Below are 24,637 nucleotides of genomic sequence, written 5' to 3'. Positions count from 1 at the left end.
TCTGGATCGGCGCGATGTGAGAATTGAGCTCAAGGGCGGGCTCGATGCTGATGAGCGAGGGCCGCCTTCGCATAGTGGCGCAGCATTGAGCGAGTGTTTCAGCCGGCCTTGCGGGACACTTCGACAGGCGACACCGCGGCGGGCCCGAACACGTCCTCGAAAGCGGATTTCAGCGCCAGGTCGAGGTCGGCCATGGTCACGGGAAGGCCGAGGTCGACAAGGCTGGTGACGCCGTGATCCTGGACGCCGCACGGCACGATGCCGCTGAAATGGCTAAGGTCCGGCTCGATATTGATGGCGATGCCGTGAAAGCTCACCCAGCGCCTCAGCCTGATGCCGATGGCGGCGATCTTGTCCTCGGCCGCCGAGCCGTCGGGCAAAGCGGGGCGGTCCGGCCGAACCACCCAGACGCCGACGCGGTCCTCGCGGCGTTCGCCGCGTACGTTGAAGGCGGCCAGCGAGCCGATGATCCATTGTTCGAGTGCGGCGACGAAGGCGCGGACATCCTCGCGCCGCCGCTTCAGGTCGAGCATGACGTAGGCGACGCGCTGGCCCGGCCCATGATAGGTGTATTCGCCGCCACGCCCGGCGGCAAAGACCGGGAAACGGTCCGGCTCGATCAGGTCCTCGATGCGGGCGCTGGTGCCGGCGGTGTAGAGCGGCGGGTGCTCGACCAGCCAGACCATCTCACCGGCGGCGCCGCTGCGGATTGCCTCGGCGCGCGCCTCCATCACGGCGAGCGCATCGGGATAGGCGGTGAGCCCCGGCTCGATGCGCCATTCGACCGGCGCCGAGCCGGGCAAGGGCAGGAACGACGTGGCGATCTGGCTGCGTTCTGTCATGATATCTCGTCTCGCCACTCATATGGCGGCAATCGGTACAAACGTCCAGTTCCGGCACGTTCGGCCCTTGAACAGTTATGCCGATGTCCGGCCGATTATTGCTGGCCGCGCACTTGTTTCACCGGAAACGATTTGCTACACGCCGCGGGCCGGTTGGTTCCGGCTCCTACCACGTGCGGTCGTGGCGGAATTGGTAGACGCGCAGCGTTGAGGTCGCTGTGGGGCAACCCGTGGAAGTTCGAGTCTTCTCGACCGCACCATCAAATTCGAAAGCGGAATCTCTTACACGTTGAATTCGAGCACGGCGGGGAGCGTCCTTGTCGGGGCACGTGCCCTTTGCCTGATTACGATCGCGAGTTTTGCCCATGCGAAGAGGCCATCGGGCCATCTATTGATAGGCGCACATGATTATTCGCGCACCAAGCGTCCGATTGCCCACCGGATCACAAATACAACAACGATCGGTACGTAGCCGTCCACGGCATAGTGGCAGCCAGTGTACACCGATCCGTACAGGATCAGGCCTGTAAAGGTCCAACCGAGAACGAGCCGGCGCTGGGTGTGGTTCGAGGGCCAGCTCGATCTCGACGCTGATCGGATGGTTCATGGCCTATGGTCCAGCGACGATCGCAGCGAAAATAAGCACCTTTGCGCTTGCCTTGAAGGCATCCTATTCTGGCGGGTAGTATCCGCTCGTGGGCATAGAATGTCGGTACTGCCTTTCTTAAGAATTTACGCGCTGCTCAACGCGGTGCTGGCTGCGACTGGGCTTGTGGCGGTGGCTACGCTCACGATACCGGACATGCCCGGACGAAGCAGACTGGCTTTGGCTGCCGTGCTCGCGGTCATTTGGGGTGTCTATCTCCTGGAATTGGCGGAGAAACTGCTCAAGCGCCGGGCGGGAGACGTTCGGGACAGGACGCCGGCAATCGCCATTGATGTGCTCGCGGTTTTGGTTCCACTCGCCGCATTTCTGCTCGTCGGCACGCCTGACCGGAGCCTCTACTGTGCTGTCTGGCTGCTGAAACCGCTGCGCGATTCAACGTTCTTCCCGCTGCTGGGCAGAATCCTGACCAACGAAGCGCGCAACCTGATCGGCGTCGCCACGGTCTTCGGCATCGTTCTTTTCGGTTTTGCGCTCGCAGCCTATGTCATCGAGCGCGACGTCCAACCGCAACAGTTCGGCAGCATCCCCCAGGCAATGTGGTGGGCGGTGGTCACGCTGTCCACCACCGGCTATGGCGACGCTATTCCGGAAAGCTTCGCCGGCCGCGTCCTTGCCGGGGCGGTCATGATGAGTGGCATCGGCATCTTCGCGCTCTGGGCTGGCATTCTTGCCACCGGCTTTTATCAAGAAGTCCGTCGCGAGGATTTCGTCCGCAATTGGCAATTGGTCGCCGCCGTGCCGTTGTTTCAGAAGCTCGGCCCGGCCACGCTAGTCGAGATCGTGCGCGCATTGCGACCTCGCATCGTGCCGGCGGGCGCTGTGATCTGCCGCAATGGCGAGACCGGTGACCAGATGTTCTTCGTCGTGGAGGGGCGCGTCAGCGTCGCGACGCCGAACCCGGTGGATCTGGGCCCTGGCGCCTTCTTCGGCGAGATGGCGCTGATCACCGGCGAACCGCGCTCGGCGACCGTCAGCGCCACAACGGTGGTCTCACTCCTGTCGCTACACTCGGCGGATTTCCAGATGCTGTGCAGCAGCAGCCCGGAGATCGCAGAAACCATCCGCAAGACCGCGCTCGAGCGGCGCGGCGCGGCACCTAAGGCTTGACCGTACTAGGTGTTCGTCAGAGGAGGATGCGATGGCAAGGCTGCCAGCTGCCTGCCGATGGTGGCTGGCTGGAACTACATGCTTTGCCGCTGTCGAACCACCCTCAATACAAATCGCCATGGAATCGTAGAAAAATGCTTTAAAATCAACGCGGCATCTCGACCGCACCATTAAATTCGAAAGCGGATTCTCTTGCCCGTTGAATTCGAGCACGGCAGGGAGTTGTCGGGGCACGTGCTTTTTGCCTGATTGCGGTCGCCAGTTTGGCTTATGCGAAGTGGCCATCGGCGGGCATGGCCATCTATCGACAAGCGCACATAACTATTCGCGCACCAGGCGTCCGGTCGCCCACCAGATCACCGACACAACAACGATCGATGCGTAGCCGTCCACGGCATAGTGCCAGCCAGTGAACACCGATCCGTACAGGATCAGGGCTGCAAAGGTCCAACCCAGAACGCCAAGCCAGCGATTGATCGATGACAGCAAATAGGCGTTCAATGCGGCAAAGGCGACATGCATGCTTGGCATGGCCGAGATGCCGCCGCCAAGACTTGGCCGGCCGCTTTGGTAAGCCATCAGGAGATATGCCGCGGGTTCCCGCACCATGTAACTATGGTCCAGCCTGTCCAGGGCCGCATTCAATCCGTGGAAGCGATCCACGCCGACAAAGTGGTGGTAGTAAACCGGTCCGACCGATGCCAGCGCCAGGGCCAAGACCGTTCCGAGGACGGACAACGTCAGCGCTGCTGCGCAGAGATAGCGGATGCGGGCAATCTCGTCCGACCAGAGCGACACGAAAAGGATGGCGCCGAACCACTGGTAAAACCAAATGACTTCATAACTGTTGAAGACGACGAACGACCAATTGTTGCTGTCGAGCTTATGGACGATCTCCCATGGCGGCATCCCGTGCAGCCATTCATCAGCGTCGGCCAACCAGTTGTCGGCATAGTAAGGGACGACGGACGGGATGGCGATCTTGTAGGTAGAGAACGCGGTCAAGCTGGCAAAGAAGAACAGCAGCACCAGCAGGCAACCGCGCCAGCGCCCTTGAACCAAATCCAGTGCGTAGCGAACCGGTTGCCGCCGGCCATGGACTAGCGCGGCACAGCAGACGCCACCGATAAACAACACCGGAATGCCAACAAGAAATTTGTGAGAATAGATTAAGGCTGACGTATAGAATACTTCTGGATATAGTGCAGATGCGCCTAAAACGTATGTCGCCATGAACAAGGAGAGGCGCAATTGCCATATGGCGGAGGGCCTGTAGCGAGAGGCTTCCGTGGTTAGGGCCAAACCAATTTACCTGTTCTTAACGTTTCGCCGGAGAGACACATACACCGGTAAGGTAAAAACCTTGCCGCCAGGTTTACTTTTCACCGGTGGTCGACATTTGCCGGCCGGCCCGCATGCGGTGGATCGATTCCCTGAGCAGTCTTGCATCCGCATCGCTGTCCATGCCCCCGAGTCAAGGAATTGCCCCGGAGCCTCGGGGCCGAGCCGGCCGGTTGCTTGAACACGGTCCACCGCTCCCTCAGTTGACATATCATAAGTTTTAGCTTATCATAAGTCATGATTTATGATTATGCAGGAATGGTGGCCTTGTCCGATCCGACGCGCCGAAAGGTGTTCGAGCTCATCGCCGATCGGCCACGCTCGGTCATCGATCTGACGCGAGTGCTTCCGGTCTCGCAGCCGGCGGTATCGCAGCACCTCAAGGTCTTGAAGGAAGCCCGGCTGGTCCGCGCAGAGCCGAAAGGTGCCAGCAACATCTATCATCTCGACCCGCATGGGCTCGGCGAGATGCGCGCCTGGCTTGACCGCATGTGGGGCGATGCGCTCGACGCCTTCAAACGGGAAGTCGACAACAGCAAGGAGAACAGGAAATGACGACCATGATCAAGCCCGCGCCGGTCAGGAAGTCGGTGACGGTGGAGGTGCCGCTCGACAAGGCATTCGATGTGTTCACCACAGGATTCGGGCGCTGGTGGCCGGCTTCGCACTCGATCGGCAAATCCGCCCTGACGACCGCGGTGATCGAACCGAAAGCCGGCGGCCGCTGGTACGAGATCGGCGAGGATGGGTCACAATGCGATTGGGGCGAGGTTCTCGCCTGGGATCCGCCATCGAGGCTGACGCTCGCCTGGCGCATTGGAGCCGGCTGGCGCTACAATCCGGCATTGCTGACCGAAGTCGAGATCCGCTTTGTCGCGCTCGGCGAGAACGCGACGCGCGTGGAACTCGAGCACAGGCTTCTGGAGAACATGGGCGAAACCGCAGAGGCGATGCGCGAGGCCTTCGAATCGGAGGGTGGCTGGAGCGGTCTCCTGGACCGCTATGCGGCTGAGGCCAAGGGCCACGCCGCCTGATCGGGAAGCCGTTAAGTCCAATATCCAGCGAGGCCGTCGCACCGTCGGCCTCGCCGTTTTTGAATCAGTGTCGATCTGCCCATCTGGTTGACCGGGGCGGGGGAGATACGCTGCCCTTTACCTGCCGGCGCAAAGGTTTGCAGCGCCGCAGGTTTGTAGAACGTCCTCTCCTCCTACCATCCGGTATGCGCCGCGTCGTTTGGACGCGCGAACGGCGCTGTAGCAATTTGTCGTTGTGCATGGTCCTTTCGCAAAATCGATTCCGATTGTCAGGATCATGGTCTAGACCTGACAGGCACCTTATCCGGAAATCCGATGGCGGGAGGCGCTGGTGGAAGGCCAGGACGAACAGATGACCGGCGCCAGGGCGGCCGAGGAGCGCCGCGCCGACATCTATGACGAGGACGGCGTCATCCTGTCGTCGTTCCTCGCCCAGATCGGTGCCGCGATCGCCGATCGCGATACGCTGACGCTGAAGCGCGAAGTCGACGATCTGCACCAGTCGGAACTCGGCCACCTGCTCGAGGCCCTGCACCCGGAACAGCGACGCGCGCTGGTCGAATTGCTGGGCAAGGATTTCGATTTTTCCGCGCTGACCGAGGTTGACGAGGCGATCCGCCGCGACATCGTCGACAGTCTGCCCAATGCGCAGATCGCCCAGGCGGTGCAGGAGCTCGATTCCGACGACGCCGTTTACATTCTCGAGGATCTCGACCAGGAGGACCAGGACGAGATCCTGTCGCGGCTGCCGTTCACCGAGCGGATCAGGCTGCGGCGTTCGCTTGACTATCCCGAAGAGACCGCCGGCCGCCGCATGCAAACGGAGTTCGTCGCGGTGCCGCCGTTCTGGACGATCGGCCAGACCATCGACTACATGCGCGAGGACAACAATCTTCCCGACCGTTTCAGCCAGATCTTCGTCATCGATCCGAGCTTTAAGCTGCTCGGCGCCATCGACCTCGACCAGATCCTGCGTACCAAGCGCTCGGTCAAGGTCGAAGAGGTCATGCATGAGACCAGGCATGCCATCCCGGCCACCATGGACCAGGAGGAGGCGGCACGCGAATTCGAACAATACGATCTTCTGTCCGCCGCCGTCGTCGACGAGAACGAGCGGCTGGTCGGCGTGCTGACCATCGACGACGTCGTCGACGTCATCCAGCAGGAGGCCGAGGAAGATCTGCTGCGCATGGGCGGCGTCGGCGACGAAGAACTCTCGGACAGCATCTTTTCGACCTCGCGCTCGCGCGTGCCCTGGCTGCTGGTCAATCTTTTGACGGCTTTCCTGGCGGCCTCGGTGATCGGCCTGTTCGACCGCACCATCGAGCATATCGTGGCGCTGGCGGTGCTGATGCCGATCGTCGCCGGCATGGGCGGCAATGCCGGCTCGCAGACCATGACGGTCACGGTGCGGGCGCTGGCGACCAGGGACCTCGACATCTACAATGCCGGCCGCATCATCCGCCGCGAAATCGGGGTGGGCTTCATCAACGGCATCATCTTTGCCATCCTGATCGGCCTCGTCGCTGCTGCCTGGTTCCACGATCGCAATCTCGGCGGCATCATTGCGGCTGCGATGATCATCAATATGTTCGTGGCGGCTCTGGCGGGCATCCTTATCCCGCTGCTGCTCGACCGCTTCAAGATCGATCCGGCTGTGGCTTCGGCGGTTTTCGTCACCACGGTCACCGATGTCGTCGGTTTCTTTGCCTTTCTCGGGCTCGCCACATGGTGGTTCGGCGTGCGCTGAACGTCACCTCAATTGACTTTTACGTAAATGCCATGCGAGGCTTTGAAAGGTGCCTTGCCCGCCGATTCTGGTACGCGCCTCGGCGCCGGCCAGTTGGAACTCGCGGCGTGGCCGGGGCATTGGAGTGACGATGCGGGAATATTATTCGATCACGGAGCTGACCCGCGAATTCGACGTGTCGACGCGGACGTTGCGCTTCTATGAGGACGAAGGGCTGGTGCAGCCGGTAAGACGCGGCCGCACGCGGCTGTTCCGTCCGTCGGACCGGCATCTCATCCGCCAGATCATGCGGGGAAAAAGACTCGGCTTCTCGATCAACGAGATCCGCGAGATCATCCAGATGTACAGGGAGCCGCCCGGCGAGGTAGGCCAGCTCAAACTGATGATCAAGCGCATCGAGGAAAAGCGCGAGGATCTTCGCCAGAAACGCCGCGACCTCGAAGAGACCCTGGCAGAGCTCGACCAGGCCGAGGAATCCTGCGTCGAGCGGCTGGTGGAGCTCGGCGTCACCACCTAAGCCGGTGTCAGCCTCGGCTCAAATCCAGCGCCGCACCCTTTTGGCGTAGTCCCGGTATTTCTTGCCGAATTTGGCCGTCAGCACCTTCTCCTCGCTCTCGATCGTCAGCTTCTGCGTCAGGAACGCCGCGATGACTGCCAGCGGCAGGAACCAGGCGATCCCAGTGACAAAGGCGAGGCTGACCAGCAGCAGCGTGTTGGCGAGGTAGATCGGGTTGCGGCTGACGGCGAAGGGTCCGGTGGTCACCAGATGGTCAGGCACGCCGTTCGGGTTGAGCGTCGTCTTGGCGCGGATCATGGTGCGGATTGCCGTGAACCAGAGCGCGGCAACCGCCACCAACCCCACAAGGCCGGCGGCGAACAGGATGTCGCCGAGAAGATCGCCGATCCACGGCAGCGGATAGAACAGCCCTAGCGCGACGCTGACGATGATGGCAGCGATATAGATCAGCGGCGGCCATGGGATGTGCCCCAGCTTCGGCTGCCCAGGATTTTGCTGCATGGGTTTCGGGTGACTGTCGCTCATTATTGTCCTCCCTCGATTAGCGCGTTCCCGGTTCCGCCGCCTCGGTTTGGGGCGGTGCAGGTGCCGGCGAGCTCGCCAATATGCGCCTTCCACTCTGGGGACTGGTCGTCGCTGTAGAGCCGGTCAAGCGAGGCTTCGCCCTGGAGAGTGTCCAGCATGCAGGCACAATAGCTGGAGCAGAACTCGGTGTCGCGTGCCTGCTCGCAGGATATCTGGCAGGATTTCAGAAAACGCACCTCCCTGGTTTCGGCCTGCGCCGGCATGAATTGCGAAAACAGCCAGACCGAGCCGATCAGCACCGGCTGATGGATCAGATAGAAAGCAAGGCTGTGCCGGCCGATGAAGACCAGCGGATTTGCCCAGCGGCCGGGCGCCAATGCCGACAGCCGCGTCAGCGCGCCGGAGGTGGCGGCGAGCTTGGTAACCGCGATGCCGGCAAGTACGGCGCCGAACCAGGGCAGCAGCGGCACGTAGTCGTTGGAGCGCGGGTTGGTCGCCGACAGGCCGACCCACCACAAAGCCGGATGATCGAACGTTTCGGATCGCAGGTAGAAAGGCGCAGCGACGACGAATACGGCGACAAGCAGCGTCAGCAGCGCCGGCAGGCGCAGGAACGCCAGGCCGAGCAGGCTGGCGAGCGCGATCTCATGCAATATGCCGAAGAAGATGAAGCCGTCGGGCGTGGCGATGCGGGTGACCAGCGATATTGCGAGCGCTGCCCCGGCAACCATGGCGAAGCGCTTCCAGAAGCCGGTCCAGCGGATTTTTTTGCCATGGGCGAGATAGAGGCTGATGCCGACCAGGAACAGGAAGCTCGAGGCGATGCAGCGCGCGTAGATTTTCCACCAGCCGAAGGCGGTGAGGCCGGGATCGGTGTAGCCGAAGAATTCGACGTCCCAGGTGAAATGATAGCTCGCCATGGCAAGCAAAGCGATGCCGCGTGCAATGTCGATAACGGCGATGCGCTTCGACTTCGGTTGATCCTGAACGGCTGCGGTCGGCGTGTCGATGCTCATGGTCTCGCTGTCTTGATTCAGCCCCGGCAAGACGACTATCACGGTTGCCACCGTCAAAAGAAGCAGGACCTTGCGTCGTGTTGGCGCCGGTCGGCATCAGGGCTGCTTTAGGCCACAGCCGGAAAGCCTTTGGCCGGCGTGCTGGCGTTCTTCGGCCTGGGCGCGGTTTTCGCGACGCTCGGGCTGCTGGCGGTGGCCTGCGGCTTCGTCACCTGGCGTTATCTGCCCAAATCGCTTTGATGTGCGAGCGCCGCATGGCGCTCGCGCACCCAGTTGTGGAAGCGGTGCAAGTCGTATTCCTCGGGCATCAGCACGCCGGCCTTGTGGCGCATCGAGCGCAGGCCCATCTGGTTGACCTCGCAGATATCAGCATCCTCCTCCAGCACCTGGGTACCGAACGCGACGATGTTGTCGATATCGGCGGCCGGATCGGCGAGCGCTTCGCGTCGCGGCAGACGAGCAGCCAGTTGCGATACCAGATGGCCTCGAGATCGCGCTGATAGGCTGCGATGTCCCAATAGGCTGTTTGACGGCAGCGTCGGCTCGGGCCGCGTCAGGCCGTTGTAGGGAATCGCTTGTTCGGGCTGGGTTGCATGCCGGCTTCCTCCCCATCCGCCAGCCGACACCCGGCTGCGAAAATTGTCAATCGCGGCGCCGGTCTGCGAACTTGGCGAGGCGGCGCATTCGCCACACGATCCGGCGGAATTTGGTTTGCCGGGCGCGGCGATTCTGCCTATAGTCGCTGATGTCGTCGGTTCCGTTTGGAACCAAGAGGGAATGCGGTGCGGGCGAAATTGTTTGCCCAATGCCGTGGCTGCCCCCGCAACTGTGTGCGGTAGTCCTCTCCATATGCCACTGAAGGTTCGCCTTCGGGAAGGTGGGGAAGGGCGCTGATCCGCGAGCCAGGAGACCTGCCGGCGACAGGAAACTGACTTCTATGCCCTCGGGTGGAGGGCGAAAGGACAAGACATGAATACCGCTTCCGTTTCGCTCGGCGCTTCCGCCTCCTCGCAGTCGCGTCTCATGCAGCTGGCGCTTGCTGCATTCCTCGGCATTTTCGTCATGGGCTTTGTCGGCTTCTCGCATATCGATGCGGTCCACAATGCCGCGCACGACTATCGCCATTCGATGGGCTTTCCCTGCCACTGACAAGGGGCTGACATCATGACACTGTTTCGCAACGTCGTGTTCATCGCGGCGATCGCAGGGCTTGTGGCCGGCGTGGCTCTCGCCTGCATGCAAGCCTATGCCACGGTGCCGCTCATCCTGAAGGCGGAAGTCTACGAACAGGCCGGCGGCGGCCATGACCATGCCGCGGCACCTGCGGCACCGGCCGAAAACGCCGCGGGCACGACGGCTATGAGCAGCGCCGCGCCGGCACCGGCTGAAGCAATGGCTCCGGCGGAAGACGAAGGCTGGGCGCCGGCCGACGGTTTCGAGCGCTTCGGCTTCAGCGTCGTTGCCAATATCGTCACCGGCATCGGCTTTGCGCTGGTCCTGATCGCGGTTTCGGAATTCGCCGGCGGCATCGGCAACTGGCGCCAGGGCCTGTTCTGGGGGCTTGCCGGCTTTGCCGTGTTCACGCTGGCGCCGGGCCTCGGCCTGCCGCCGGAACTGCCGGCGATGCCGGCGGCCGACCTTGTCCAACGCCAGATCTGGTGGTGGGCAACAGTGGTGGCGACCGCCGCCGGGCTCGGCCTTATCGCCTTCCGCAGATCGTTGCCGCTGGCGATCCTTGCCGTAGCGTTGATCGTGGCGCCGCATATTGTCGGCGCGCCGCAGCCCGATAGCTTCGAGACGGCGATCCCGGAAGGCCTGCACCACCAGTTCGTGGTGGCGGTGACGCTGACCAACCTGGTGTTCTGGCTGGTGCTCGGCGCGGTCGTCGGCGTGGTGCGCGGACGCTTCACGGGCACGGCGACCAGCCTGCGCGACAGCTTTGCCTGACCGCGCTGCCGGGGCACTGACCCTGGTCATCGGCGGTGCGCGCTCCGGCAAGAGCGCGCATGCCGAGAGCCTGGTGACGGTCGGCCCGCCGCCTTGGAGCTATATCGCCACGGCGCAAGCCTATGACGACGAGATGCGCCAGCGCATCGCGCTGCACCGCTCGCGCCGCGGCGCCGGCTGGACGACCATCGATGCGCCGCTCGACCTTGCCGGCGCGATCGGAGCGCTGCCTGACGGCCAGCCGGTGCTGATCGATTGCCTGACGCTGTGGCTGACCAACCATATGCTGGCCGACCATGATGTCGAGGCCGAATGCCGGAGGCTGGCCGATGTGCTGTCGCGGCCGCGTGGGCCGTGGTTCGTGGTGTCCAACGAGGTCGGCCAGGGCATCGTGCCGGACAATGCGCTGGCAAGACGGTTTCGCGACGCCGCCGGCCGGCTGAACCAGGACGTCGCGGCTGTTGCCGGCACCGTGCTTTTGATGGTGGCGGGGCTGCCGCTCAAGGTGAAATGACATGGCTGATACTATCGATCCCAAGGACGAGGAACGCCACCGCGCCAAGATGGCCAAGCGCAAGGCGGTGCAGGACGCCGAGGTCGCGGCCAAGACGGTCAAGAAGGGGCTGCTGATCGTCAACACCGGACCGGGCAAGGGCAAGACCACGGCCGCCTTTGGGCTGGCGCTCAGGATGCTCGGCTATGGCAAGCGCGTCGGCGTCGTTCAGTTCATCAAGGGCAAATGGCACACCGGCGAGAAAGACGCCTTTGCCGCCTTCGGCGACCGTGTCGTCTGGCACGCCATGGGCGAAGGCTTTACCTGGGAGACACAGGACCTGAAGCGCGACATCGCGGCGGCCGAGGCTGCCTGGGCGAAAGCGCTGGAGCTGATGGCCGAGCCGTCGATCAGCCTCGTGGTGCTCGACGAGCTGAACATCGCGCTGCGCTACGACTACCTCGATCTCGAAAAGGTGGTCGCGGCGCTGAAGGCGCGTCGCGAAGGCCTGCATGTCGTCGTCACCGGCCGCAACGCCAAACCGGTATTGGTCGAGGCGGCCGATCTGGTCACCGAGATGGGCGTGACCAAGCACCACTTCTCCGCCGGCGTGAAGGCGCAGCAGGGGATCGAGTTCTGAGGGGTGTTGCTGGCGCCTCTTCTTCCTTCTCCCCTTGTGGGAGAAGGTGGATTGGCGCGCAGCGCAAAGACGGTTGAGAGGTGCTGGCCGGGGCGCTGTTGGTGCCAAGCTGGAACACCCCTCATCCGGCCGCTTCGCGGCCACCTTCTCCCACAAGGGGAGAAGGGAAAGCCGCACGAAGCGGCTCGCCCCTGGAATGGTAAGGGTGAGGGGCGGCGCCGACCTGACGCGATTATTTGAGGCGTAGCCTTATTTTGTTCTTGCTTTGTGCCGGCAGCTATGCTACTAATTTGGCTATGGTGCTAATTGGGCTCCAACGACCCGTCGCTTGGCGGTTTTTGTTTCGCCTGAGATCGGGCGAAGATCACAACAGAATTACGACCGTCGAGATTACCCCAAACAGTGCGATCAGCAGAAAATCGGCGATCCGGTAGAGTTTCAGTGCCGCCGGATCTCAGGGATAGAGTTCTGGTCGCTTGCGAAGCTGGAGATTGTTCGTGGACCAGGCGGTAATCGTCTATCTTATTCTCAATGATGGTCAGTTTGGTGCCGCTGACGAACGCGAATCCATTTATGCGCTCGAGGATCGGCTAGAGAAAGCTATCGAGGATGCATCGGTCGGCGAGTTTGACGGTGACTTGTTTGGTGAAGGCGAATGCATCCTTTACATGTATGGGCCAAACGCTGAACGACTTTTTGTCGTAGTCGAACCCTTATTGAAATCTTCTCCCGTAGCTGCCGGTGGGTACGCGATCAAAGGTTTGGCGTGGAAGCCGATCCGAGCGCAAAGGAAGTCCGTGTTACCTGGTAGGTCGGGTTTGCCGACCCATTCGGACGTTCACGCGGCGATGACGATCACCGCGACCACGCCGAACAGCGCGATCAGCAGTAAGTCGGCGACGCGGTAGAGTTTCAGCGCCCGTCGGATGTCGGTGCTCTCGACATCATCGCGCCGGCCGCCTTCGCCCATCAATGCGTCTTCGACCATGACGCCGTCATAGGAACGGCGGCCGGCGAGCGCCAGGCCGAGCGCGCCGGCCATCGCTGCTTCCGGCCAGCCGGCGTTGGGCGAGCGGTGTTTTTTCGCATCGCGCCGCACGGCGTGCCAGGCGCCCTTGGCGTTGGCGCCCTTGACCAGAAAAGCGGCGAGTACGATCAGCAGCGCCGTCAGCCGCGACGCCGGCAGATTGATCCAATCGTCGAAGCGCGCCGCCGCCCAGCCGAAGGCTTCGTGGCGCGGGGTGCGATGGCCGATCATCGAATCGGCGGTGTTGGCGGCCTTGTAGGCGACGCCGCCGGCGAGCCCGCCGATACCGAGCCAGAAGGCCGGAGCGACGACACCGTCGGAGAAATTCTCGGCCAGGCTTTCGATCGCGGCGCGGCAGACAGCGGCCCTGTCGAGCTTTTCCGGGTCGCGACCGACGATCCGCGAGACGGCAATGCGGCCTATATCCAGTCCGCCGCTGTCGAGTGCGTCGGCGACCGCTTCGACATGCTCGGCCAGGCTCTTCTGCGACAGCAGCGACGTCGCCAGGATTGCGGTGACCAACCAGCCGAGGGGAATGCTCCAAAGCAAGGTTTCGAGCCAGAGGGCGAGGGCGGCCGGCACCAGCACGATCACCAGCAGCGCGACGACGCCCCAGCGGCGACGGTCGGCGTCGGAATCAGTGGCGCGGTTGAGCCTGCGGTCGAGAAAGGATATCAGCCTGCCGAACCAGGTGACGGGATGGCCAATGGCATCGAAGAGCCGGGCCGGGTAGCCGAGTACAAGTTCGATGGCCAGCGACAGGAAAGTGATCAGGATCGGCATGAAGTCTCTTGATGGAGTGACGGCGGCAGTTGACCACGGCGGAAGCCTTGGCCGGGCGAGGGCGCTTTTCCCTCACGCGCCGCTGCCTTTCGTCGACCTCTCGACCGGGATCAATCCGCACTCCTACCCGCTTTTCGATTTGCCCGCCACCGCCCTGTCGCGATTGCCGGAAACAGCGCGCAGCCGCGACTTGGCTGAACGCGCGGCAAGCGCCTATGGCGCCCCGTCGGCGACGAATGTCGCAGCGGCGCCCGGCACGCAGATCCTGTTGCCGCGCGTCGCTTCCCTGGTCAGCCCGGGCACGGCGCTGGTGCTCGGGCCGACTTATGCCGAGCATCGGCGGGCAGCGGCGATCGCCGGCCATGCGGCGGCTGAAGTCCATGATTTCGAAGCCCTGGCGGCGGCCGACCTTGCCGTCGTCGTCAATCCCAACAACCCGGACGGGCGCGTCGTCGAGCGCGAAAGATTGCTTCGACTTGCCGGGATATTGCGCGCCAGAGGTGGGCTGCTGGTGGTCGACGAGGCCTTCATGGATGTCGGCCCGCGCAGCGAAAGCCTGGCCGGCGACGTCGACCAGGGCGGCATCGTCGTGCTGCGTTCGTTCGGCAAGTTCTTCGGCCTGGCCGGCCTGCGGCTTGGCTTTGCACTGGCCGATGCGCTGACGGTCGAGCGGCTGGAGGCGCAATTCGGGCCATGGGCGGTTGCCGGGCCGGCGCTCGAATATGGCATAAGGGCGCTTGCCGATACCGGCTGGCAGGCCGGGATGCGGCGCCGTCTGGCCGAGGATGCCGCGCGGCTCGATACGCTGTTCGGCCGCTTCGGCGTGCCTGTCGCCGGTGGCACCGCGTTGTTCCGCTATATCAGGCTGGCGGGCGCCGCCGGCCTGTTTTCGGTGCTCGGCCAGCGCGGCATCCTGCTTCGGCATTTCGCCGATCGTCCGGATGTGCTGCGCGCCGGCCTGCCGGGAGCCGATGAAGAATGGCGGCGGCTCGAATCCGCACTTGCCGGCTGGGCCTCGCGGCGCGACGATGATGCCAAGGGAGAAACTACCCAATGATCCACGTCTGCTCGCTGTCCAAAGTCGAGGAAACGGTAACGAAGACCGGGGCCGGGCGGCTTCTTTCGCTGCTCGCTGCCGGAACGGAGGTGATGCGACCGGCCTCGATCACCAGGGAAAACCATCTGCATCTGGTCATGCATGACATTGCGGTGGCGCAGGAGGGCATGACCATGCCGGGCGAGGAGCATGTCTTGAACCTGCTCGATTTCGCACGCCAATGGGATCGCTCGCGGCCGCTGGTGGTGCATTGCTATGCCGGCATCAGCCGCTCGACCGCCTCGGCCTATATCATCGCGGCAGCCTTGGCGCCGAAGCGCGACGAGGTCGAGTTGGCCGAGACTCTGCGCAGGCTGTCGCCCACGGCGACGCCCAATCCGCGGCTGATCGCGATCGCCGACACACTGCTCGATCGCAGGGGCCGGATGATCGAAGCGATCCAGGCGATCGGGCGCGGCGCGGATGCTTTCGAAGGCACGCCGTTCGAATTGAAAATCTGAGCCTAAAAATCCAGGAAAATGCGCAGGAGTTCTAACACACGGCCAAGGGGCGAATGATGATCGGGAGAATTTTGGCCATCGTTGTTGGCGTGGTCTGCGCGACAGGCAGCGCCATGGCCGCGTCCATGCCGGCTCTCAAGTCGATCGACCTGGCAGCGCTCCAAGCCACTGTCGAGGGTTTGGCCAAGGAACTTATGCTGCCCGGTGCCATGGTTTTGCTCAAGACTCCGCGGGGCAACCTCATCTTCGGCTACGGTACGACTGAACTGGGTGCCACGAACCCGCCGCGCGCCGATACCCACTTCCGTGCGGCCTCGAACACCAAGACGATGACCGCCGCTGTCATCGTGCAACTGGTGCAGGAAGGGAAACTGAGCTTCGCCGATCTGATCTCGAAATACGTCCAGCGCGTTCCCAACGGCGACGAGATAACCATTCGGCAGCTCATAACAATGCGGAGCGGCCTCCCTAACTTCACCAATGCGCCGGAACTTGCCGAAAGCCTGGACAAGTATCCTTACAGGGTATGGACCGCCGATGAAGTACTCGGCATGGCGTTCAAACGGCCGCCGGACTTCGCGCCGGGTGCCGGATTCGAGTACAACAACACCAACTACTATCTGCTCGGCCTTGTTGCCGAGAAGATCGACGGCAAGCCGCTCTCGACCATCTTCCGGGACCGCCTGTTCGGGCCGCTCGGCATGAAGAACACCGCGTTGCCGCCGAGCACGTCGAACGCCATCCCCGAGCCATACTCAAGCGGCTATCTCTACGGCAGTACTTCGTACGCCCTGGCTGATGCGCCCTATCCGGACGACCTCCAGGCTGCGGCCAGGGCGGGAACGCTCAAGCCCAACGACGACACATGGCAGAACCCGTCCGCCTACTTTGCGGCTGGCGGAGTCATCTCCACCGCGGATGACCTCGCGACCTGGATGCGCGCGCTGGTCGGGGGCAAGCTCTTCAATGCCGACTTCCAGCGGCAGTGGCTTGCAAGCCCTGAGGCGCCGGAGCCGGGCGAACCCGCCATGCAAAAATATGGCTATGGCATCCTAACGCTGACTTTCGGGCCTAACGAAATCTACTATCACGAAGGCGAGATGCCCGGTTACCAGTCCTTCATGGGCTACGATCCGGCCAATGATGTCACCCTGGTCATATGGACCAACCTGACTCTCGCGCTCGACGGCCAGGCGACCGCCAACACCTTGATGGTGAAGATACTGGACGAAATCTACACGGTGTCGCCGCTTCAAGACGTGAAGTGAGGATCCTCGCGCGCGAATGGAATCGCCCCTCGTGAGCGAGGCCTGATCTGGTGGGATCAAACACCTACGCCAACCAATCCGCCAGCTTTGCCTTGCCCACGTCCCTCAGCAGGCCGATGAAACCGTCGGCCTGATGCTCGGCGGTGAGCCGGCCTTTTTCGGCGGTTGCAATGCTGGCGTCGCCGACCACGCCATTCGGGTTGAGGTCGCTGGCGATCCAGGCGAAGGCGTGTGTTCCAGTGTGGCGCAGCAGCGCAAATTCCTTTTCGGCGCGGGCGACCTTGGACACGAAATTGTCGGCCTTCCCCATGTCGACGAGGTCGGGCCGGAAGTGCAGCATCAGCGAGGTCTCGACGTCGCCGCCATGAATGCCGTGGCGGTCCTCGAGCTCGGTGTACATGCCGGCCGGCCGGCCAAAACGCTGCCAGCTGGTCTTTACCGCCAGCATCTTTGCCCGCACGCGCAATTCGCGGGTGACGATGCCCATGATCTCCTCATTGCCGCCATGCGAGTTCACGACAATCAGTTTTCGGACGCCGGAACGCGCGACCGACAGGCCAAGTTCGGTCCACGCCTCGACCAAGGTCGTCGCCGGCAGGGTGAGGGTGCCCGGCGCATGCAAATGCTCGTTCGACTTGCCTACCGCCTGGACCGGCAGGATGCGGATGTCGAGATCGCCGGGCAGGCGCGCGATCACCGTTTCCAGCATGCCGTTCATGATCGAGGTGTCGGTCGAAACCGGCAGATGCGGCCCGTGTTGTTCGATCGCTGCCAGCGGCAGAACGGCAATGGTCGTCTCAGGATCGACGGTCGCGTATTCGGTGGTCCGGTAGTCACCCCACCATACGCGTTTTTTTGCAGTGGTCATGTCATGCCTCTTGAACCGACAAGCCCAGACCTAACGCGGGAACGATCGGCTGTCGATCATCCCGCCGCAATCACCTCGATCTCGACCTTGAATTCCGGCCGGGCAAAACCGGACACGATCATCAGCGTCGAGGCCGGCGCCGGGCTGGCGAACAGCCGGTCGCGAACCTCCATATAGGGCCGCAGGAAGGCGCGGTCGGTGACGTAGGTGTTGATGCGGACGATGTCGGACAGGCCGAGCCCGGCCTCGCCGAGAATCGCCGATATGTTCCGGAAACAGAGCTCGGCCTGTGCGCCGGCCTCCTCGGGGATCTGGTCGTCCGGGGTGATTGCGACCTGGCCCGAACACAGCACCAGCCGCTTGCCGGGCGGCAGTTCGACACCATGGCTGTAGCGGGCGAAGGGCGGCTTGATCGACTTCGGCGTGAGAAATTTGAACATGGCAATCTCCGTTCACGGCAGCCTATCGCATCGGCCCGAAAATCGGGATCGATTTTCGGAAAGCACGATGCGAAGATTCAAAGTTTTAGAGCGTACTTTGTGCGTCCAAGTGGACGCACGTCGCTCTAAGGCCGGAGCGATGCGGGCATCAAGATGGCGGTGCATGTCACGAGGGCGATTGTGGACAGGCGATCAAAAAATAGGCACGATGCCTTTCGTACAGCATGACCCGTCCGGCCTTCGCGCCGCCATTGCTCAGGCGGGCATTGCACAAGCGGGCGGTCCCGGCGCAACGCGCCGGTGGCATGTGTCTTGCTTCTTGAAACAATGGTGTCGAGCCCGACGCGTGACGCGCCGGAGCGAACAAAGGGTGGTGTGGATGTACGGAAAACTCAAGATTTCGGCGGGCGTGATCGTGCTGCTTGGCGCAGGCACGCTTGCCGCGGCAGCGAACGAAAAAGTCACCTTCGGCACCAACTGGCTGGCCGAGCCGGAGCACGGGGGTTACTACCAGGCTGTGGTGGACGGCACCTATGCCGCCTGCGGCATCGACGTGACGATCATGCAGGGCGGCCCACAGGTCAGCGGCCGGCCGCTGCTTCTGGCCGGCAAGATCGATTTTTACATGGGCGGCAATCTGCTGTCGGCCTTCGATGCCGTGCAGCAAGGCATACCGATGCGCGTCGTGGCGGCCGACTTCCAGAAGGACCCGCAGGTCATCATGTCCCATCCCGGGCAGGGGCTGGATAAATGGGAAGACCTGAAGAACGCCGACCAGTACATCCTTGGCGACGAAGGTGCGCAGACCTTCTTCCAGTGGATGGTCACCGACCTCGGCTTCGATGCCGCCAAGCGCGTGCCCTACACCTTCAACCCGGCGCCGTTCATCGCCAACAAGAAGTCGATCCAGCAGGGTTACGTCACCTCGGAGCCATTCGCCGTCCAGAAGCAGGGCGGTTTCACGCCGAACCAGTTCCTGCTGGCCGACTATGGCTGGGACACATATGCAACGACGGTCGAGACCATGCAGGAGACGATCGACAAGCGTCCCGAGGTGGTCCAGTGCTTCGTCGATGGCTCGGCCAAGGGCTGGTACAATTATCTCTACGGTGACAACAAGGCCGCCAACGAGATGATCAAAAAGGAAAATCCGGACATGACGGATGAGCAGATCGCCTTCTCGATCGAGCAGCTGAAGAAGTTCGGCGTGGTCGATTCCGGCGACAGCGAAAAGCTCGGCATCGGCGCCATGACCGATGCGCGCATCCAGAGTTTCTACGACAAGATGATCAAGGCCAAGGTCACGCCGGCGGGCATCGACATCAAGAAGGCCTACACGCTGGCCTTCGTCAACAAGAGCGTCGGGCTCGACCTGAAGAAGTAGGCCGTGAAGCTGGAGAAAGTGGCGCAACAGCCAGGAAGCATACCAGGGCCGACGCTGTTGGCGCTGCGCGGTGTCGGCAAGGTGTTTTCCAACGGCGTCACCGCGCTCAGCAATGTCGAGCTGACGATCCGGGAAGGCGATTTCCTCAGCCTGCTCGGGCCGTCGGGCTGCGGCAAGTCGACGGCGCTGCGGCTGATTGCCGGCCTGTCGACGCCGACCTCGGGCGTGCTCGACTGGCGCGGCAGCGGTGCCCGCGAGCGTTCGAATATCGGCGACCGTTCAAATATCGGCTTCGTCTTCCAGGAACCGACGCTGCTGCCCTGGGCCGACGTCTTCGACAATGTCTGGCTGCCGCTGCGGCTGAAGGGCGTGTCGCGTGCCAAGGCGGCGCCGGCGGTGATGGAGATGCTGGCGCGGGTTCACCTGACCGGCTTCGAGAAGGCCGTGCCGCGCGAACTGTCGGGCGGCATGAAGATGCGCGTCTCGATCGCCCGCGCCATGGTGACCAAGCCGCGCATTCTGTTGATGGACGAGCCGTTCGCCGCACTCGACGAGATCACCCGCTTCAAGCTCAACAACGACCTTCTCGAGCTATGGCAGGATGAGCGTTTTACCGTCGTTTTCGTCACCCACAGCGTCTTCGAAAGCGTATTCCTCTCCAACCGCATCGTCGTCATGGCGGCGCGGCCGGGCCGGGTGTTTGCCGAGCTTGCCGTCGATGCATCCTATCCGCGCGACGAGGCGTTTCGCACCTCGCCCGACTATGCCGCGCTCTGCCGCCAGGCATCCGACGTGCTGATCGGCGCCATCAACTCAACTGCCGGACCGCATCATGACGGCCTTTGAAGAACCAGTCCTGGCGCTCGACCCGGAGGAGGCGCGCCGCGTCCGCCAGGAGCGCTTCGAGCGCATCGGCAGATGGCTGCTGCCGCTGGCGATCATGATCCTGGCCATCTGGCTGTGGGACCGCATCTGTGTCTGGAACGACATCCCGAAATACATACTGCCGCGTCCCGGCGTGGTGCTGCAAACGCTGCACGACGATGCCGGGCTGCTGTTCTCCTCGCTGCTGGTGACACTCAGGATAACCTTCTTGAGCCTGCTTCTCGCCGTGGTCGGCGGTGTCGGGCTGGCAGTGCTGTTCGCTCAGTCGAAATGGGTGGAGATGTCGTTCTTTCCGTTCGCCATCGTGCTGCAGGTGACGCCGATCGTCGCGATCTTTCCGCTGATCAATATCTATGTCGACAACCAGACGACGAAGCTTTTGCTTTGCGCCTGGATCGTCGCCTTCTTCCCGATCCTCTCCAACACCACGCTCGGCCTCAATTCCGTCGACCGCAATCTGCGCGACATGTTCAAGCTCAACGGTGCGACCCGCTGGCAGCAATTGCGCTATCTGCGGCTGCCGGCGGCGATGCCTTATTTCCTCGGCGGGCTGAAGATCGCCGGCGGCCTGTCGCTGATCGGCGCGGTGGTGGCAGAGTTCGTCGCCGGCGCCACCGGCCAGTCGTCCGGCCTAGCCTCGCGCATCATCGAGGCCGGCTACCGGCTCAACGCACCAAGACTGTTCGCGGCGCTGATCCTGATCTCGCTCACCGGCATCCTGATCTTCCTGGTGCTGTCGCTGATTTCGCATCTCATTTTGCGGCGCTGGCACGAGAGCGCGCTGAGGCAGGAGCGGTGATGGTGCCGTGTTTTGTAGGCAAAAGCTGCCTGTCGCCCATCCCGGCGTCAGCGCTGCCCCTCATCGCCCTGCCGGGCACTTCTCCCCGTATAGTGACGGGGAGAAGGACGCCTTCCTCGACGATCTCGCCCATCACCAGCGTTGCTGAAAGTGCGCCGCGGTCGCGGTCAGCCCCTTCTCCCCGTCTCTATACGGGGAGAAGGTGGCGGCAGCCGGATGAGGGGCAGCGATGACCTCTGCGATGATCCCCAAATCCGGCCAATTCGTCCTCTCCAAGGTCCGGCTTCACGCCTCCCTGACGCCCGGTCTTGCCGCTCCTTCCGACGCCGACGGTTTTGCACTCGCAGATATCGCGGTCGCCGACGGCAGGATTTCCAGCATTGCGGCGCATCGGCGATCGGCAGCACCGGCGGACGCCATCGATCTCGGCGGCCGCATCGTGCTGCCGTGCTTTGTCGACTGCCACACCCATATCGACAAGGGCCATATCTGGCCCCGAAAGCCCAACCCGGACGGCACCTTCATGGGCGCGCTGAATGCGACCGGCGCTGACCGGGCGGCGCGCTGGAGCGCCGACGACGTTGCCCGCCGCATGGATTTTTCGCTGCGCTGCGCCTACGCGCACGGCACCAGGGCGCTGCGCACGCATCTCGACAGCGTCGCGCCGCAGGAAGAGATCTCCTGGCCGGTGTTCGAGACGATGCGGGAGAAATGGCGCGGCCGCATCGAGCTGCAGGCGGCCTGCCTGCTCGGCATCGAGGGCGTGCGCGACAGGAAATGGTTCGAGAGGCTGGCCAAACGGGTGGCTGCCGCCAAGGGCGTGCTCGGCGTCGTTACCTACATGGTGCCGGATCTCGAAGAATTGCTCGACCAGGTGTTCGCGCAGGCGATCAAGCACGGCCTCGACCTCGATTTCCACGCCGACGAGACCGACGATATCGCGGCGATCTCGCTGAAGAAAATCGCCGAAGCAGCCCTTTGGAACGGTTTTGACGGGAACATCCTGGTCGGCCATTGCTGCTCGCTGGCGCGCCAGCCCGACCTCGACGTGCTCGACACCCTGGACAAGGTCGCCAAGGCCGGCCTGGCGGTGGTGTCGCTGCCGATGTGCAATCTCTATCTGCAGGACCGGCGAGGCGACAGGACAACGCCGCGCTGGCGCGGGGTGACGCTGCTGCACGAGATGAAGGCGCGCGGCATTGCCGTCGCGGTCGCTTCCGACAACACGCGCGACCCGTTCTATGCCTATGGCGATCTCGACATGCTGGAGGTCTATCGCATGGCGACGCGCATCCTGCATCTAGACCATCCCGTCGCCGACTGGCCGCAAGCGGTGACTTCGACGCCGGCCAAGGTGATGCGGCTCGATGGTGTTGGCACGCTTGCCGCCGGAGCGCCGGCCGATTTCGTCGTCTTCAAGGGGCGGAGCTGGACGGAATTGCTGTCACGGCCCGAATCGGATCGCATCGTCGTGCGCGACGGCCGGGCGATCGAGCGCCAGCTGCCCGATTATGCCGAACTCGATGATCTGATGGTGGAATGATGGATATTGCGGCGCTCAAGCGCGACCTGGACGGTTTGAAGATCGACGACCATCCGGCGATCGTCCAGCAGAAGAGCCGCGATTTCTACTGGTACAGCCCGGTGCTGAAGCAGCAGCTCGAGCACGTCACCGGCGACCTGATCGTGACGCCGAAAACCGAAGACGAGGTCGTCCGCATTCTCGCCGCCTGCCACCGGCACGGCGTCCCGGTGACGCCGCGCGGCAGCGGCACCGGCAATTACGGGCAGGCGATGCCGCTGTCCGGCGGCGTCGTGCTCAATCTCGCCGAGATGAACGCGGTCAAGATGATCGCGCCGGGCCGTGTCGTCACCGGCCCCGGCGCCGTGCTCGCCGACATCGACAGAGCGACGCGGGCGCATTCCGGCCAGGAGCTCCGCATGTCGCCGTCGACCTACAATACCGCATCGATCGGCGGCTTCGTCGCCGGCGGCTCCGGCGGCATCGGCTCGATCCGCTGGGGCGGACTGCGCGACCTCGGCAACGTCATCCGGCTGAGGACCGTGACGATGGAGGCTGAGCCGCGTGTCATGGAGCTCACCGGCGAGGACGTTCTGAAGGTCATGCACGCCTACGGCACCAACGGCATCATCACCGAAGTCGAGATGCCGCTGACCGCCAGCTATGACTGGATCGACGTCATCGTCGGCTTCGACGATTTCATGGATGCGGCCGGCTTCGGCAACGACCTCGCCATCCAGGACGGCATACTGGCAAAACTGATCACGCCGATCGCAGCACCGATCCCCTACGATTACTTCAAGCGCCACCAGCGGTTTTTCCGGCGCGGCCAAAGCATCGTCGTCCTGATGATCGCACCGCATGCGATGGATGCCTTCCTCGCCTTCGCGGCGCGCAGCAAGGGCGAGATCGTCTTCCGCGCCGACAAGGAGGCCGATCTCAAAGGGCTGCCGCCGGCCTATGAGCTGACCTGGAACCACACGACGCTGCGTGCCATCCGGGTCGATCCGACGATCACCTACCTGCAGACCCGCTACCCGTCGCCGGACCACCTCGGCCACGTCAAGGCGATGGTCGACCGCTTCGGCGACGAGGTGCCGGCGCATCTCGAATTCATCCGCTTCGACGGCGCCATCGGCATCGCAGGGCTGCCGCTGGTGCGCTTCACCACGGCGGAGCGGCTCGACGAGATCATCCGCATCCACGAGGACAATGGCTGCTGGATCTTCAACCCGCACCGCTACACGCTGGAAGAAGGCGGCATGAAGCGCACCGACGAGGTGCAGCTCGCCTTCAAGCGCGAAACCGACCCGCAAGGGCTGCTCAATCCGGGCAAGATGATCGCCTGGGAAAACCCGGATTACGACTATCGCTCGGGCAAGTCGTTCCTGTTCAAGGGGCTGGAGAAGGCGGGTTGAGACGATGACGGGCGTGTGGCGCTGTACCCCCCTCTGGCCTGCCCTCTTTGCCACCACTTGGCATCTCCCCCTTAAGGGGGGAATTTGGCAGTTCCATCGTCTCGACCATCTTCCAACGTCGTCAACTGGCGAAAGCGATACTGACAGCCGATCTCCCCACTTGAGGGGGAGATGGCCGGCAGGGCAGAGGGGGGTGCTTGGTGCCGACTTGCGAGATGTTCTCCTGTGAACGTCCTCGTCCTCTACGCTCATCCGGTGGAGACCAGCTTCAACGCCGATCTGCACCGGACGATCGTCGAGCGGCTGAAAGCGGCCGGCCATGTGGTCGACGACTGTGATCTCTATGCCGAGGGTTTCGATCCCAGGCTGACGCACGCCGAACGGATGTCCTATCACGACGAACGCAGCGACGGCGATCCGGCGTCAGCCTATGTCGAGCGCCTTCTGCGGGCCGAGGCGCTGGTGCTGTCGTTTCCGGTGTGGAACTTCGGCTATCCGGCCATTCTGAAAGGCTTTTTCGATCGCGTCTTCCTGCCCGGCGTGTCGTTCAAGCTGGTCGACGGCAAGGTGCAGCCGTCATTGCACAACATCCGCAAGGTGGTCGCGGTCACGACCTATGGCGGCAGCCGGTTCCGAGCCATGCTGATGGGTGACCCGCCGCGCAAGCTGGTCAAGCGGGTGCTGCGTGCGACGATCAAGCCCGGCGGGTCGGTTTCCTACCTTGCGCATTACTCGATGAACCTGTCGACAGAGGGCAGTCGGACGAGGTTCGTGGCGAAAGTCGCGGCCAGGATCGACGCGTTCTGA

At 63.1% G+C, this 24,637-nt stretch carries 27 protein-coding genes, 1 tRNA gene and 1 riboswitch; of the genes, 20 read left to right on the top strand and 8 right to left on the bottom strand.

Annotated elements, in window-relative coordinates; translation table 11 throughout:
* Positions 1–98: 98 nt before the first annotated feature.
* Entirely contained in the window at positions 99–842 is a 744-nt protein-coding gene (gene lipB / locus NKI39_RS06385) for a lipoyl(octanoyl) transferase LipB (protein WP_352831095.1), read from the bottom strand.
* Between the two features lie 175 nt (positions 843–1,017).
* Between lipB and NKI39_RS06380 the strand changes: the two genes are divergently transcribed.
* Positions 1,018–1,102: transfer RNA gene (locus NKI39_RS06380), tRNA-Leu, on the top strand.
* Between the two features lie 446 nt (positions 1,103–1,548).
* Positions 1,549–2,616 carry a cyclic nucleotide-gated potassium channel gene (locus NKI39_RS06375; RefSeq protein WP_352831094.1) on the top strand — a complete coding sequence of 356 codons (1,068 nt, stop codon included), beginning with the start codon at positions 1,549–1,551 and terminating at the stop codon, positions 2,614–2,616.
* 321 nt (positions 2,617–2,937) lie between these two features.
* On the opposite strand, the gene NKI39_RS06370 is transcribed toward NKI39_RS06375, so the two are convergent.
* Positions 2,938–3,753 (bottom strand): phosphatase PAP2 family protein, encoded by an 816-nt coding sequence (locus NKI39_RS06370; RefSeq protein ID WP_352831286.1) that lies wholly within the window; start codon positions 3,751–3,753, stop codon positions 2,938–2,940.
* Between the two features lie 441 nt (positions 3,754–4,194).
* On the opposite strand from NKI39_RS06370, the gene NKI39_RS06365 reads away from it, so the two are divergent.
* The 4 genes from NKI39_RS06365 to NKI39_RS06350 all read left to right on the top strand — a co-directional run bounded on the left by NKI39_RS06365 (position 4,195) and on the right by NKI39_RS06350 (position 7,258).
* Entirely contained in the window at positions 4,195–4,512 is a 318-nt protein-coding gene (locus tag NKI39_RS06365; protein WP_352831093.1) for an ArsR/SmtB family transcription factor, read from the top strand.
* Positions 4,509–4,991, top strand: a complete 483-nt coding sequence (locus NKI39_RS06360; RefSeq protein ID WP_352831091.1) for an SRPBCC family protein — start codon at positions 4,509–4,511, stop codon at positions 4,989–4,991. Before NKI39_RS06365 ends, NKI39_RS06360 begins: the two co-directional genes overlap by 4 nt.
* A 352-nt stretch (positions 4,992–5,343) precedes the next feature.
* The gene (mgtE, locus tag NKI39_RS06355) at positions 5,344–6,741 is read left to right on the top strand and encodes a magnesium transporter (RefSeq protein ID WP_502894836.1); all 1,398 of its coding nucleotides are present in this window, start codon (positions 5,344–5,346) and stop codon (positions 6,739–6,741) included.
* Positions 6,742–6,871: 130 nt separating this feature from the next.
* Positions 6,872–7,258, top strand: a complete 387-nt coding sequence (locus NKI39_RS06350; RefSeq protein WP_023676566.1) for a MerR family transcriptional regulator — start codon at positions 6,872–6,874, stop codon at positions 7,256–7,258.
* Between the two features lie 18 nt (positions 7,259–7,276).
* On the opposite strand, the gene NKI39_RS06345 is transcribed toward NKI39_RS06350, so the two are convergent.
* The 3 genes from NKI39_RS06345 to NKI39_RS06335 form a co-directional block, all read right to left on the bottom strand.
* Positions 7,277–7,783: a methyltransferase family protein gene (locus NKI39_RS06345; RefSeq protein WP_352470249.1), complete on the bottom strand. Its 507-nt coding sequence runs from the start codon at positions 7,781–7,783 to the stop codon at positions 7,277–7,279.
* Positions 7,783–8,799, bottom strand: a complete 1,017-nt coding sequence (locus NKI39_RS06340) for a heparan-alpha-glucosaminide N-acetyltransferase (protein WP_352831090.1) — start codon at positions 8,797–8,799, stop codon at positions 7,783–7,785. The genes NKI39_RS06345 and NKI39_RS06340 overlap by 1 nt, the downstream gene beginning before the upstream one ends.
* A gap of 218 nt (positions 8,800–9,017) precedes the next feature.
* On the bottom strand, positions 9,018–9,425 hold the full coding sequence (locus NKI39_RS06335; RefSeq protein WP_352539632.1) for an SRPBCC family protein: 408 nt from the start codon (positions 9,423–9,425) through the stop codon (positions 9,018–9,020).
* Positions 9,426–9,534: 109 nt separating this feature from the next.
* Positions 9,535–9,732: riboswitch (cobalamin riboswitch) on the top strand.
* A gap of 36 nt (positions 9,733–9,768) precedes the next feature.
* Between NKI39_RS06335 and NKI39_RS06330 the strand changes: the two genes are divergently transcribed.
* From NKI39_RS06330 to NKI39_RS06310, 5 genes are all read left to right on the top strand, one after another.
* Positions 9,769–9,948: a CbtB domain-containing protein gene (locus NKI39_RS06330; RefSeq protein WP_023676561.1), complete on the top strand. Its 180-nt coding sequence runs from the start codon at positions 9,769–9,771 to the stop codon at positions 9,946–9,948.
* Positions 9,949–9,963: 15 nt separating this feature from the next.
* Complete coding sequence (locus NKI39_RS06325) at positions 9,964–10,746, top strand: CbtA family protein (RefSeq protein WP_352539633.1); 783 nt, start codon at positions 9,964–9,966, stop codon at positions 10,744–10,746.
* A complete protein-coding gene (cobU, locus tag NKI39_RS06320) occupies positions 10,739–11,260 on the top strand; it encodes a bifunctional adenosylcobinamide kinase/adenosylcobinamide-phosphate guanylyltransferase (RefSeq protein WP_352539634.1) in 522 nt (173 codons plus the stop codon). Before NKI39_RS06325 ends, cobU begins: the two co-directional genes overlap by 8 nt.
* A 1-nt stretch (position 11,261) precedes the next feature.
* Complete coding sequence (gene cobO / locus NKI39_RS06315) at positions 11,262–11,879, top strand: cob(I)yrinic acid a,c-diamide adenosyltransferase (RefSeq protein WP_352539635.1); 618 nt, start codon at positions 11,262–11,264, stop codon at positions 11,877–11,879.
* 497 nt (positions 11,880–12,376) lie between these two features.
* On the top strand, positions 12,377–12,787 hold the full coding sequence (locus NKI39_RS06310; RefSeq protein WP_352831088.1) for a hypothetical protein: 411 nt from the start codon (positions 12,377–12,379) through the stop codon (positions 12,785–12,787).
* Here NKI39_RS06310 and cbiB read toward each other — a convergent pair.
* Entirely contained in the window at positions 12,718–13,689 is a 972-nt protein-coding gene (gene cbiB, locus NKI39_RS06305) for an adenosylcobinamide-phosphate synthase CbiB (RefSeq protein WP_352539636.1), read from the bottom strand. The two genes, NKI39_RS06310 and cbiB, sit on opposite strands and share 70 nt — an antisense overlap.
* Between cbiB and cobD the strand changes: the two genes are divergently transcribed.
* From cobD to NKI39_RS06290, 3 genes are read left to right on the top strand one after another with little or no spacing between them, the layout of a single operon-like run.
* Complete coding sequence (cobD, locus tag NKI39_RS06300) at positions 13,688–14,746, top strand: threonine-phosphate decarboxylase CobD (RefSeq protein WP_352539637.1); 1,059 nt, start codon at positions 13,688–13,690, stop codon at positions 14,744–14,746. The genes cbiB and cobD overlap by 2 nt on opposite strands.
* The gene (locus NKI39_RS06295; RefSeq protein ID WP_352539638.1) at positions 14,743–15,246 is read left to right on the top strand and encodes a tyrosine phosphatase family protein; all 504 of its coding nucleotides are present in this window, start codon (positions 14,743–14,745) and stop codon (positions 15,244–15,246) included. Before cobD ends, NKI39_RS06295 begins: the two co-directional genes overlap by 4 nt.
* A gap of 53 nt (positions 15,247–15,299) precedes the next feature.
* Positions 15,300–16,514, top strand: coding sequence for a serine hydrolase domain-containing protein (locus NKI39_RS06290; RefSeq protein ID WP_352831086.1), 1,215 nt, complete (start codon positions 15,300–15,302; stop codon positions 16,512–16,514).
* Positions 16,515–16,578: 64 nt separating this feature from the next.
* Here NKI39_RS06290 and NKI39_RS06285 read toward each other — a convergent pair whose 3' ends face one another.
* Both NKI39_RS06285 and NKI39_RS06280 read right to left on the bottom strand, forming a co-directional pair.
* Positions 16,579–17,382 (bottom strand): creatininase family protein, encoded by an 804-nt coding sequence (locus tag NKI39_RS06285; protein ID WP_352747869.1) that lies wholly within the window; start codon positions 17,380–17,382, stop codon positions 16,579–16,581.
* Positions 17,383–17,438: 56 nt separating this feature from the next.
* The gene (locus NKI39_RS06280; protein ID WP_352617542.1) at positions 17,439–17,822 is read right to left on the bottom strand and encodes a RidA family protein; all 384 of its coding nucleotides are present in this window, start codon (positions 17,820–17,822) and stop codon (positions 17,439–17,441) included.
* 379 nt (positions 17,823–18,201) lie between these two features.
* On the opposite strand from NKI39_RS06280, the gene NKI39_RS06275 reads away from it, so the two are divergent.
* The 6 genes from NKI39_RS06275 (at position 18,202) to NKI39_RS06250 (ending at position 24,637) form a co-directional block, all read left to right on the top strand.
* Positions 18,202–19,206, top strand: coding sequence for an ABC transporter substrate-binding protein (locus NKI39_RS06275; protein ID WP_352470264.1), 1,005 nt, complete (start codon positions 18,202–18,204; stop codon positions 19,204–19,206).
* Between the two features lie 3 nt (positions 19,207–19,209).
* The gene (locus NKI39_RS06270; protein WP_352831084.1) at positions 19,210–20,052 is read left to right on the top strand and encodes an ABC transporter ATP-binding protein; all 843 of its coding nucleotides are present in this window, start codon (positions 19,210–19,212) and stop codon (positions 20,050–20,052) included.
* Positions 20,039–20,890, top strand: a complete 852-nt coding sequence (locus tag NKI39_RS06265; protein WP_352681639.1) for an ABC transporter permease — start codon at positions 20,039–20,041, stop codon at positions 20,888–20,890. The genes NKI39_RS06270 and NKI39_RS06265 overlap by 14 nt, the downstream gene beginning before the upstream one ends.
* A 241-nt stretch (positions 20,891–21,131) precedes the next feature.
* The gene (locus NKI39_RS06260; protein WP_352831284.1) at positions 21,132–22,433 is read left to right on the top strand and encodes a cytosine deaminase; all 1,302 of its coding nucleotides are present in this window, start codon (positions 21,132–21,134) and stop codon (positions 22,431–22,433) included.
* Entirely contained in the window at positions 22,430–23,830 is a 1,401-nt protein-coding gene (locus tag NKI39_RS06255) for an FAD-binding oxidoreductase (protein ID WP_502898548.1), read from the top strand. Before NKI39_RS06260 ends, NKI39_RS06255 begins: the two co-directional genes overlap by 4 nt.
* Before the next feature lie 225 nt (positions 23,831–24,055).
* Positions 24,056–24,637 (top strand): NAD(P)H-dependent oxidoreductase, encoded by a 582-nt coding sequence (locus tag NKI39_RS06250; RefSeq protein WP_352831082.1) that lies wholly within the window; start codon positions 24,056–24,058, stop codon positions 24,635–24,637.

It is taken from the genome of Mesorhizobium sp. M0664 (assembly GCF_040320565.1).
In the GTDB taxonomy this organism is placed as follows: Bacteria; Pseudomonadota; Alphaproteobacteria; order Rhizobiales; family Rhizobiaceae; genus Mesorhizobium.
This window is presented reverse-complemented; position numbering and strand designations above follow the sequence as displayed.